At 56.6% G+C, this 11183-nt stretch carries 10 protein-coding genes; 7 read left to right on the top strand and 3 right to left on the bottom strand.

Translation table 11 applies throughout. The annotated features are described in order from the left end of the window. Window positions 1–92 precede the first annotated feature (92 nt). The gene (locus PYW49_RS02420) at window positions 93–752 is read left to right on the top strand and encodes an O-methyltransferase (RefSeq protein WP_320385536.1); all 660 of its coding nucleotides are present in this window, start codon (window positions 93–95) and stop codon (window positions 750–752) included. 82 nt (window positions 753–834) lie between these two features. On the opposite strand, the gene hrpA is transcribed toward PYW49_RS02420, so the two are convergent. Further along, window positions 835–4737: an ATP-dependent RNA helicase HrpA gene (gene hrpA, locus PYW49_RS02415; RefSeq protein ID WP_320385535.1), complete on the bottom strand. Its 3903-nt coding sequence runs from the start codon at window positions 4735–4737 to the stop codon at window positions 835–837. A 205-nt stretch (window positions 4738–4942) separates the two neighbouring features. On the opposite strand from hrpA, the gene azoR reads away from it, so the two are divergent. Both azoR and PYW49_RS02405 read left to right on the top strand, forming a co-directional pair. Then, a complete protein-coding gene (gene azoR / locus PYW49_RS02410) occupies window positions 4943–5548 on the top strand; it encodes an FMN-dependent NADH-azoreductase (protein ID WP_008502313.1) in 606 nt (201 codons plus the stop codon). 90 nt (window positions 5549–5638) lie between these two features. Beyond that, on the top strand, window positions 5639–6325 hold the full coding sequence (locus PYW49_RS02405; RefSeq protein WP_134350204.1) for an RluA family pseudouridine synthase: 687 nt from the start codon (window positions 5639–5641) through the stop codon (window positions 6323–6325). Window positions 6326–6332: 7 nt separating this feature from the next. Here PYW49_RS02405 and PYW49_RS02400 read toward each other — a convergent pair whose 3' ends face one another. Next, the gene (locus PYW49_RS02400; RefSeq protein WP_134350203.1) at window positions 6333–6872 is read right to left on the bottom strand and encodes a DUF2058 domain-containing protein; all 540 of its coding nucleotides are present in this window, start codon (window positions 6870–6872) and stop codon (window positions 6333–6335) included. Window positions 6873–7225: 353 nt separating this feature from the next. On the opposite strand from PYW49_RS02400, the gene PYW49_RS02395 reads away from it, so the two are divergent. Both PYW49_RS02395 and PYW49_RS02390 read left to right on the top strand, forming a co-directional pair. Beyond that, window positions 7226–8200, top strand: a complete 975-nt coding sequence (locus PYW49_RS02395) for a DUF1852 domain-containing protein (protein WP_320385534.1) — start codon at window positions 7226–7228, stop codon at window positions 8198–8200. A gap of 23 nt (window positions 8201–8223) precedes the next feature. Beyond that, window positions 8224–9252 (top strand): methionine synthase, encoded by a 1029-nt coding sequence (locus PYW49_RS02390; protein WP_320385533.1) that lies wholly within the window; start codon window positions 8224–8226, stop codon window positions 9250–9252. Between the two features lie 4 nt (window positions 9253–9256). Here PYW49_RS02390 and PYW49_RS02385 read toward each other — a convergent pair whose 3' ends face one another. Further along, window positions 9257–10189, bottom strand: coding sequence for a LysR family transcriptional regulator (locus PYW49_RS02385; RefSeq protein WP_320385532.1), 933 nt, complete (start codon window positions 10187–10189; stop codon window positions 9257–9259). Window positions 10190–10284: 95 nt separating this feature from the next. On the opposite strand from PYW49_RS02385, the gene PYW49_RS02380 reads away from it, so the two are divergent. Further along, window positions 10285–10719 (top strand): DMT family transporter, encoded by a 435-nt coding sequence (locus PYW49_RS02380; RefSeq protein ID WP_134350200.1) that lies wholly within the window; start codon window positions 10285–10287, stop codon window positions 10717–10719. 3 nt (window positions 10720–10722) lie between these two features. Beyond that, window positions 10723–11181: a DMT family transporter gene (locus tag PYW49_RS02375; protein WP_320385531.1), complete on the top strand. Its 459-nt coding sequence runs from the start codon at window positions 10723–10725 to the stop codon at window positions 11179–11181. Window positions 11182–11183 lie beyond the last annotated feature (2 nt).

The following is an 11183-nucleotide window of genomic DNA, read 5'->3' as shown; positions in this document are numbered from 1 at the left end:
CGGTGGCGCTGCGCTTACCGGGCCTACATTTTACCCCGTAGGCCCGGTAAGGCGCAGCCGCCACCCGGCGATTCTCCCTCAGGAGTCAATCTATGCAACAACAGTGGTCTGCAGTAGATAATTTCATGATTTCTTCGCTTATTCCTGAAGATGACGTACTGAGTCAGGTACTGGAAAACAACAAGCGCGCCGGGCTCCCCGAACACGACGTAGCGGCCAATCAGGGGCAGCTGCTGGCGCTGTTCGTGCGCATGACGCAGGCGCGGCGTATTCTCGAGATTGGCACGCTGGGTGCTTACAGCTCCATCTGGATGGCACGCGCCCTCCCGCCGGACGGAAAGCTGATCACGCTTGAGGCCCATCCCACGCATGCCAACGTTGCGCGCCAGAATATCCACCTCGCCGGGCTAAACGAGCGCATTGAACTGATTGAAGGTCCGGCCCTGAACTCTCTTGAGAATTTCGGTGACGTTCCGCCGTTCGACCTGATCTTTATTGATGCCGATAAGCCAAACAATCCAGGCTATCTGGAATGGGCGCTGTACTACTCCCGACCAGGGACGTTGATCATCGGCGATAACGTGGTGCGCGAGGGCGAAGTGATTAACGGGCAAAGCGACGACGCGCGCGTACAGGGCGTGCGTCGGTTTATCGAGATGATTGGGGATAATCCGCGCCTGACCGCCACCGCGCTGCAAACGGTGGGGGTTAAGGGATGGGATGGGTTTACGCTGGCAATTGTGGAACGATAACCAGCCGGGTGGCGGCTACGCCTTACCCGGCCTACATTTTCTTCCGTAGGCCCGGTAAGCGAAGCGCCACCGGGCAAGGGTTTTAAGCGGAAATCTGCTCCATCGCCTGCAATATACGTTTATCCGATATCGGATACGGCGTGCCAAGCTGCTGAGCAAAGAAGCTGACGCGCAGCTCCTCAATCATCCAGCGGATCGCCTGAACGTCTTCATCGTCGCGGCGCGCTGGCGGCAGTTTGTTGAGCCACTGCTGCCACGCCTGCTGCACGCTTTCCACTTTCAGCATCTGCGCGCGATCGCGGTGTGGATCGATAGCCATTTTCTCCAGACGTTTTTCAATTGCCTGCAGATAGCGCAGCGTATCGCCGAGACGGTTGAAACCGTTGCCGGTAACAAAGCCGCGATATACCAGCCCGGCCATCTGCGCCTTCACGTCAGACAGCCCCAGCGCCATGGTCATATCCACGCGCCCTTTCAGGCGCTTGTTGATATTGAACACGGCGGTGAGGATCTGCTCAACCTGTTTGGCAATCTCTACCACGGTGTCGTTCAGCTCCGCGCGCACCTTTTCATGAAGCTGTGCAAAGCCCTCTTCCGTCCAGACCGGGCCGCCCGCCTCGTGGATCAGTTTGTCCACGCCGCAGGAGATACAGTCGTCAATCAGATCCAGCACTTTGCCGTAAGGGTTAAAGTACAGCCCCAGTTTGGCTTTGTTCGGCAGCTTCTCGTGCAGATACTTAATCGGCGACGGGATGTTCAGCAGCAACAGGCGACGCAGCCCGCGCCACATCATCTGCTGCTGTTCCTGCGGGTTATCAAACAGCCTGATCGCCACGCTGTCGCGCTCGTCCACCAGCGCCGGCCAGGCTTTGACTTTATAGTTGCCGCGCTTCTGCTCGTAGCTTTCCGGAAGCTGACCAAAGCTCCAGATATGCAGCCCGCTCTGCTCGATGCCGTCGTCCGCCACCGCAGAGAGCGTCTCCTGGACTTTGCCTTTCAGGGCCTCTTTCAGCTCGCTCAGGGAACGCCCTTCCAGCAGCTTTTTGTTTTTATCGTCCACCACGCGGAAGCTGATTTTCAGGTGATCGGGCACCTGATCCCAGTTCCAGTCATCGCGGTCAATCGTAGTGCCGGTCATGCGGCGGAACTCGCGCTCCAGCGCATCCAGCAGCGGCAGCTCCAGCGGCGTGACGCGGCCTAAAAAGGCTTCCGCATAGTTTGGCGCGGGAACAAAGTTACGGCGCACCGGTTTCGGCAGGGATTTGATCAGCGCTATCACCAGCTCGCGGCGCAGGCCGGGGATCTGCCACTCAAACCCGCTCTCATCCACCTGGTTTAACAGCGGCAGCGGAATGTGGACAGTCACGCCATCCGCGTCAGCACCCGGCTCAAACTGATAGGTTAAACGCAGCTTGAGGTTTCCCTGATGCCAGAAGTTCGGGTAGTCGAGTTTGCTGACCGACTCCGCCCCCTCTTTAATCAGCATGCTCTTTTCAAAGTTGAGCAGGTCCGGCGTCTCTTTGCTGGCCTTCTTCCACCAGCTGTCAAAGTGGCGGGAGGAGATCGCTTCGTGACTGATGCGCTGGTCGTAAAACTCGAACAGCGCTTCATCGTCCACCAGGATGTCGCGACGGCGGGATTTATGCTCAAGCTCTTCCACTTCGGCACGCAGTTTGAGGTTTTCGCGGAAGAACGCGTGACGCGTCTGCCAGTCACCCTCCACCAGCGCATGGCGGATAAACAGCTCGCGGCTGAGCGCCGGATCGATCTGGCTGTAGTTCACCTTACGCGCGGCCACCACCGGCAGGCCGTAAACCGTCACTTTCTCGGTTGCCATCACCGCGCCCTGCGCGCGCTCCCAGTGCGGTTCACTGTACGAGCGCTTCAGCAGATGCTGCGCCACCGGCTCAACCCATTCCGGATCGATACGCGCGGCAATGCGTCCCCACAGGCGGCTGGTTTCCACCAGCTCCGCAACCATGGTCCATTTCGGCGGCTTCTTGAATAAGCCGGAACCAGGGAAGATGGAGAAACGGGCGTTACGCGCGCCGGTATATTCCTGCTTCTCGGCGTCCTTCATCCCAATATGGGACAGCAGGCCAGTCAGGAGTGCGATATGCACTTCACGGTACTCCGCCGGTTCGCTGTTGACCGGGATCCCCAGCTCTTTCACCACCTGGCGGAGCTGGGTGTAGATATCCTGCCACTCGCGCACGCGAAGGTAGTTGAGGAAATCCACGCGGCACTGGCGGCGGAACTGGTTCGATGAGAGCGCTTTCTGCTGCTCGCCAAGATAGTTCCACAGGTTCACGAAGGCGAGGAAATCGGACTCTTTATCGTGGAAGCGACGGTGTTTTTCGTCAGACGCCTGCTGTTTGTCCATCGGACGCTCGCGCGGGTCCTGAATGGAGAGCGCAGACGTAATGATCATCGCCTCGCGCACGCAGCCGTGCTTTTGCGCTTCCAGCACCATGCGCGCCAGGCGCGGGTCGACCGGCAGCTGGCTGAGCTGGCGGCCCAGCGGCGTCAGCTTATAGACCGTCGCCTGCTCGTCGGTGGTAATGGCCCCGAGCTCTTCCAGCAGACGTACGCCGTCCTGAATGTTGCGTTTGTCCGGCGCTTCGACGAACGGAAACGCCGCGATGTCGCCCAGCCCCAGCGCGGTCATCTGCAGGATAACGGACGCCAGGTTGGTGCGCAGAATTTCCGGGTCGGTAAACTCCGGGCGCGACAGGAAATCGTCTTCGGAATAGAGGCGAATACAGATCCCTTCCGACACGCGGCCGCAGCGGCCCTTACGCTGGTTAGCGGACGCCTGGGAGACCGGCTCAATCGGCAGACGCTGGACTTTGGTGCGGTAGCTGTAGCGACTGATGCGCGCCGTGCCCGGATCGATAACGTACTTGATCCCCGGCACGGTGAGCGAGGTTTCCGCCACGTTGGTCGCCAGCACAATGCGACGCCCGCCGTGAGGCTGGAAGACGCGGTTTTGCTCGCTGTTCGACAGACGGGCATACAGCGGCAGAATTTCGGTATGGCGCAGGTCGCGCTTGCTGAGCGCGTCGGCGGTATCGCGAATTTCTCGCTCGCCGCTCATGAAGATCAGAATATCGCCCGCGCTTTCATTACCCAGCTCGTCAACGGCATCAAAAATGGCCTGCAGCTGGTCGCGCTCGGTATCATCCGCCTCTTCCACAATCGGGCGATAGCGCACTTCCACGGGATACGTGCGTCCTGACACCTCGATGATCGGCGCGTTGTTGAAATGCTTCGAGAAGCGTTCCGGGTCGATGGTCGCGGAAGTGATGATGATTTTCAGATCCGGGCGACGCGGCAGCAGCTCTTTCAGGTAGCCGAGCAGGAAGTCGATGTTCAGGCTGCGCTCGTGCGCCTCATCAATGATGATAGTGTCGTACTGCATCAGCAGGCGATCCTGCTGAATCTCCGCCAGCAGAATACCGTCGGTCATCAGCTTGACCATGGTGTTATCGCTGACACGATCGCTGAATCGCACCTTGTAACCGATGCAACCGCCCGGCTCCGTTTGCAGCTCTTCGGCAATACGGTTCGCAACGGTACGCGCCGCCAGACGACGCGGCTGGGTGTGGCCAATTAGCCCTTTGATCCCGCGACCAAGCTCCATACAGATTTTCGGCAGCTGGGTGGTTTTCCCCGAACCGGTTTCACCCGCGACAATCACCACCTGGTGGTCGCGCACGGCCTCGAGGATGTCCTGTTTCTTCTGGCTGACGGGCAGGTTTTCCGGGTAGGTAATCGCCGGACGCGCGGCTTCGCGCAGCACAACTTTCCCTGCCGCCTGCTCAATCTCTTTCGCCATCTCCTGGTAAATGGCCTGTTGAGCATCAGGATTTTTAACCTTCTTCACGCCGTGCAGACGACGGGCGAAGCGCTGTTTATCGCGCAGCGTCAGGGAATCAAGCTGTTGCAGGAGCATCGGGAAGGTTAATTTTTGTTGTTCTGTCATAGCGTTAAAGGGCAGTACACGCCCTGATAAACTCTCTTTTTAATGATTGCTATAGAGTACCACATTGACGCCTTTCGCGCCTTATTCAAAAAATTCGAACATAGGCTTCGATATATTGCGCTATCTCTGTGGCAGGATTGTGAATAGAGTGTCAACAAGCAACGGGGCAACCCCCTTCAATCAAATGCAACAACAGGAATCACCCATGAGCAAAGTATTAGTTTTGAAATCCAGTATTCTGGCAGGGTACTCTCAGTCTGGTCAGCTGTCTGACTACTTCGTTGAACAGTGGCGTGAACAGCATTCTGCTGACGAAATCACCGTGCGTGACCTGGCTGCAAACCCGATTCCTGTGCTGGATGGCGAGCTGGTTGGCGCGCTGCGCCCAAGCGATGCACCACTGTCTCCACGTCAGCAGGAAGCTCTGGCGCTCTCCGACGAGCTGATTGCCGAGCTGCAGGCGCACGACGTTATCGTCATCAACGCCCCAATGTACAACTTCAACATCCCTACCCAGTTGAAGAACTACTTCGACCTGGTAGCCCGCGCTGGCGTAACCTTCCGTTACACCGAGAACGGCCCTGAAGGTCTGGTAAAAGGCAAACGCGCCATCGTGCTGACCAGCCGTGGCGGTATCCATAAAGATACCCCAACCGACCTGGTTGCGCCGTACCTGAGCCTGTTCCTGGGCTTCATCGGTATCACTGACGTGAACTTCGTGTTCGCTGAAGGTATCGCTTACGGTCCGGAAGTGGCGACTAAAGCGCAGACTGACGCGAAAGCCGCCATCGACAGCCTGGTAGCAGCGTAAGATTTCGCCCTCTCACCGCCAGGTGGGAGGGTTTTTCTTTTCCCCCGCATTTCGTTATCATCCGCTCCCACTCTCCAGCCGGGCGGCCTGATGTCTGCGATTATTGATTCTTTTATAGCTCCACCGTGTCACGACGACATTGAGATCCTCTGGCAGGATGAACATCTACTGCTGATCAATAAGCCTTCCGGTCTGCTCAGCCTCTCGGGCAAAAATCCGCAAAACCTCGATTCGGTCCACTATCGTCTGGTCCAGACCTTCCCCGGCTGCACGCTGGTACACCGTCTGGATTTCGGCACGTCCGGGCTGATGGTGGTTGCGCGCAATAAGGCCATCAACGCCGCGCTCTGCCAGCAGTTCAGCCAGCGCAGCGTGGAGAAAGGTTACAGCGCCCTGCTTTGCGGACATGTGGAAAACGATGAGGGAGTAATCGACGCGCCGATTGCCAAAGATCCGGCGCTGTTCCCGCTGATGTCGATCTGCGCCATCAGCGGAAAGCCGGCACGCTCCCGCTACCGGGTGGTGGAACGTTTTTATCAGGGTATGGAACTGCCGTTAACGCGGGTGATGCTTACCCCGGAGACCGGGCGAACCCATCAGCTGCGTATTCACTGCCAGCAGCTGGGGCACCCTATTCTGGGCTGCGATCTGTATGGCGGTCTTGAAGTGCCGGGGGCGGAAGACGCGCCCCGGCTGATGCTGCATGCCAGCGAGTTGAATTTTATTCATCCCGTGAGCGGAGAGCCAGTTAACGCCCGTCACGCCGCCCCGTTCTGAAGCCGATTTACCACATCAAATCGTCCGGGATTTTGAAGTCCGCGTACGGATCGTCTTCGTCCTGCTCTTCCTGGCTGAGCGCGCTGTTCAATACAATGCTGTCGGCATCGCGCTGGGCAATTTTATCGGCAACCACCGCCGGGATAATCGCGTATTCGCTGTCGCCGCTGGCGTTGATGACCAGACGGGCAATCGCCAGACGGCCGTTAATCAGCTGAGCCTGGGTTTGCTTGTCGACCTCGATTTTTTTGATCAGATTACCGTCGGTGAAGTTAAAGGTGATGTTGCCTCTTGAAACGGTGATGCGGTTCATCTCAATGAGCTGCTTCACCTGTGCTTTAAACTCTTTCGCCAGCACGGCCTGCTTCTGCTGCTCGCTCAGCTGCTTGTCACGCTCGATCTGCGCTTTCTTGTTCTCTTCTACCGCTTCCCGAGCTTCACGCGCCTGAACGCGTGATTTCTTTGCCGTGCGCTGAACTTTCGCCGCTTTTTTGCTGCTGACCAGGCCCGCTTTCAGCATCTGCTCTTGTAAGGTGAGTTTTGTCATGATCGTTTCTAAACCGGTTGGAAATTTTGGGGATTATAGCGGGAATTGAACGGAAATAAAAAATCCCTCTCCCCCGCAGCCGGTTAACGACGAGGGCAAAGTGCATATCACAGACATATTGCGAGCTTCGCCCGGCGGCGCTGCGCTTGCACGGGCCTACAAACGACGCTGAACCGTAGGCCGGGTAAGCGCAGCGCCACCCGGCATGAAGGCAGCGACACCTCGAGCATTACACTTCATGAAGTTCGCTCATGTTGCAGTGAAATTAAGTCACTTCCCCTGCGCCGCGGGCTCAGGCATAAATTATGCATTGGTAACCTCTTAGCAACATGAACTTAGGATGCATAACCACGATGAGCAAAGTTTTCACATATACCCTTAAGCGCAGTTGCTTCGATGAGAATTACAACCCGTCAGAAAATACGCGTACAACCACCAACTTTGCCAACCTGGCGCGTGGGGAAAAGCGTCAGGAAAACCTGCGCAACACGCTGGTGATGATCAACAACCGCTTTAACGCCTTAGCGCGCTGGGATAACCCCAACGCCGATCGCTACGCGGTTGAGCTTGAAATCATCTCAGTCGATTTGAATATTGGCGTGGAAAAACCGTTCCCGGCCATCGAGATATTGCAAACGTATATTGTCGACAAAAAAAATAACCAGCGTATTCCAGGTATCGTCGGGAATAACTTCTCGTCTTACGTGCGGGATTACGATTTCAGCGTGCTGCTGCTGGAGCACAACAAGAACCAGCAACGCTTCAGCATTCCGGAAAAATTCGGCGAACTGCACGGCAATATTTTCCGTCACTTTGTGAAGTCACCTGAATACAAAGAGAACTTCAGAAAAGCACCGGTGATCTGTCTGAGCGTTTCCAGCAAAGATACCTATCGCCGCACGGGCAACGAGCACCCCATTCTGGGCATTGAGTATCAACCGGAGGGTGAATCCTTAACGGAACAGTACTTCGCGAAGATGGGCCTGAGCGTGCGCTATTTCATGCCGGAGAACAGCGTGGCGCCTTTCGCGTTCTTCTTTACCGGGGATTTACTGAGTGATTACACCGATCTGGAACTGATCGGTACCATCAGCACGATGGAAACGTTCCAGAAAATCTATCGCCCGGAGATTTATAACGCTAACTCGGCGGCGGGGCTGTGCTATCGACCGGATCTGAACCAGCAGGATCACTCATTAACAAAAATTGTTTATGACCGTGAAGAGCGAAGCCGCCTGGCGATTGAACAGGGTCGATTTACCGAAGAGTACTTCATCAAGCCTTACAAACACATTCTTGAGCAGTGGTCTGATAACTACACGCTTTAATACATCAAAAAAGGTCTTTTATTATGAAAACATTGCTCCCGACTTCTACCGCTGGCAGCCTGCCTAAGCCGACCTGGCTTGCACAACCTGAAACGCTCTGGTCCCCCTGGAAATTACAGGATCGGGAATTACTGGCAGGTAAACAGGATGCGCTGCGCCTGTCCCTGGATGAGCAGATCCGTGCGGGTATCGATATCGTCAGCGACGGGGAACAGACCCGCCAGCATTTCGTCACGACGTTTATTGAACACCTGAGCGGCGTTGATTTTGAGAACCGCCAGACGGTGCGCATTCGTAACCGCTATGACGCCAGCGTGCCGACCGTGGTCTCTGCCGTCGCAAGGCAGAAACCGGTCTTCGTGGACGATGCAAAATACTTACGCCAGCTCACGGATAAGCCGATCAAATGGGCACTGCCGGGCCCGATGACCATGATCGACACCCTTTACGACGCGCACTATAAAAGCCGCGAAAAGCTGGCCTGGGAGTTCGCCAAAATCCTCAATCAGGAAGCGCGTGAGTTAGAGGCCGCAGGTGTCGATATTATCCAGTTTGATGAACCGGCGTTTAACGTCTTTTTTGACGAGGTCAACGACTGGGGCATCGCCGCGCTGGAGCGCGCCATCGAAGGGCTGAAATGCGAAACCGCGGTACACATCTGCTACGGATACGGCATCAAGGCCAATACAGACTGGAAAAAGACGCTCGGCTCAGAGTGGCGACAGTACGAAGAGGCCTTCCCTAAGCTGCAGACCTCTAACATCGACATCATCTCCCTGGAGTGCCATAACTCCCGCGTGCCGATGGATCTGCTGGAGCTGATCCGCGGTAAAAAAGTGATGGTCGGCGCGATCGACGTGGCAACGAACACCGTTGAAACGCCGGAAGAAGTGGCCGATACGCTGCGTAAAGCGCTGCAGTTTGTCGATGCCGACAAGCTTTATCCGTCAACTAACTGCGGCATGGCTCCACTTTCTCGTCAGGTTGCCAACGGCAAGCTGAAAGCGCTCAGCGCCGGTGCAGAGATTATCCGCAAAGAGCTCGGCGCGTAATCCTTTACGTTTGCCAGTAAAGCGGCGTACCAAAGCGCTCGACGTAATAATCAATCACCGCCCTGACGTTCAGGGGCGGATGTCGGGCATCTGGATAGATCGCCGCGATAGCCTGCTGTTCCGTATTAATGGCGCACTCCAGCGCGGGCAGGAGCGGAATCAGCTCGCCGCGCTGGAGCTGCTCGCTCACCAGCCAGTCTGGAAACAAAACAATACCCATCCCGCCCAGCGCCGCTGCCAGTAACGCTTCCGCATTATTCGAAGTCATCAATGGCGTAACGGGATAGTGTGTCCACGCCTCGCCCGCCCTGCGCAACAGCCAGCGGTTAGGCCCAGACGATCCGCGATAGACAAGACAGTGATGACGGTTCAGATCGTCCGGCCCTTCAGGTGCACCGTACTTACGCACATACTCTGGCGACGCGGCCAGGTGATACACCTGCTGCCCGAACACCCGCGCGTGAAAAGAGGAGTCCGTCAGCACGCCAATCCGGAAGATAACGTCGGCGGCATCGCGGTGCGGGTCGATAAAATCATCGGTCAACGTCAGCTCTACGCTGAGGCGAGGATAACGTTCCGACAGGCCGGGAAGTCCGGGGGCAATGTGCTTCTGGCCGAAAAACACCGGTCCGTTAATGCGGATTGCACCGGACGGCTCCACCGCACGCGCGTCCAGCTCTCGTCGCGCCTCTTCCAGGTTTTCCGTCATCGAACGGGCATAGCGAATAAAAAGATGACCGCTTTCCGTGGGGATGACGGCCCGCGTGTTGCGGTAGAAAAGCTGCTGCCCGAGCGCGTCCTCAAGCTGGTGGATCACGCGCGATATCTGCGAGGCCGATATTCCCTGCCGCCGCGCCACGACGGAGAAGTTCTGTGCTTCATACACGTCAATAAAGATCAGCAGCGCGCGGATGTTGATATTGCTGGCGTCAACCATTGATGCATATCCTGCAAAGGTGTTTCCAGCATTATGGCATTTTTCTCACTGAGCTACCGACGTAATCTTCTTCGCCTGAAAACGGAGGAAGAAGAATGCAGTTTGTTTTGATTTTACTGGTGATTGCCGGCGGGATGGGTCTTTCCGTCGAGGCGGGGTTGCTGGGGCCGCTGGGCAGCGAAGTTGGGGATTTATGGGCCACGTTCAGCATCTTCGGCGTGGGTGCCGCGCTGACGTTTCTGCTGATGCTATTTTTTAGCCCGCGAAACAGCCCGTCATTTTTTTCACAGCCGTCATGGCAACTGCTCGGCGGCGTGCTTGGCCCTGTTTACGTGGTCATTCTGACCGTGGCGACACCCGCCATCGGCATCGCCCTGACGATGATTGGCATTCTGGCCGGTCAGGTCTTTAAAAGCCTGATCATTGACCACTATGGTCTGCTGGGTACACCGCACAGGAGGATAAACGCGAAGCGCATTATCGCACTGGGATTCATCATTGCGGCACTGGTTCTGGTCGCACAGGGGTAACGTATGACACTGATTATGATTCTTCTGGCCGTTTGCGGCGGCGCGACGCTGAGCATTCAGGCCGCAATCAACGGACAGCTTGGCAGCAACGTCGGCGTTTTTAAAAGCGCGTTCCTGACGTTTTCCGTCGGTGCCCTGGTAACCGCCCTGCTCATTTTCTTCTTTGAGCCTAAGCAGACTGTCACTCTGCTGGACGTGCCGAAATGGCAGCTCCTCGGTGCGATGTTTGGCGTGCCCTATATCGTGATAATGGTGCTCGCGGTGCAGCGTATCGGCACCGCCGTCGCCACGGTAGCGGTCATCTTTGGTCAGCTCACCATGAGCATGCTGATTGATAACTTTGGCTGTCTGGGGAATACGGCCATTCCCTTTTCGATGAGCCGCCTGGGCGCGGTGGTCTGTCTGGGTATTGCCCTGTACTTCATCTACTCCAGCAGCAAAACCGGGAGCCTCCGCGACTAAAC

This window comes from Enterobacter chinensis (assembly GCF_034008295.1).
Classification (GTDB): Bacteria; Pseudomonadota; Gammaproteobacteria; order Enterobacterales; family Enterobacteriaceae; genus Enterobacter; species Enterobacter chinensis.
Note: the sequence above shows the minus strand (reverse complement) of the source record. Positions and strands in the feature narration are given on the sequence as shown.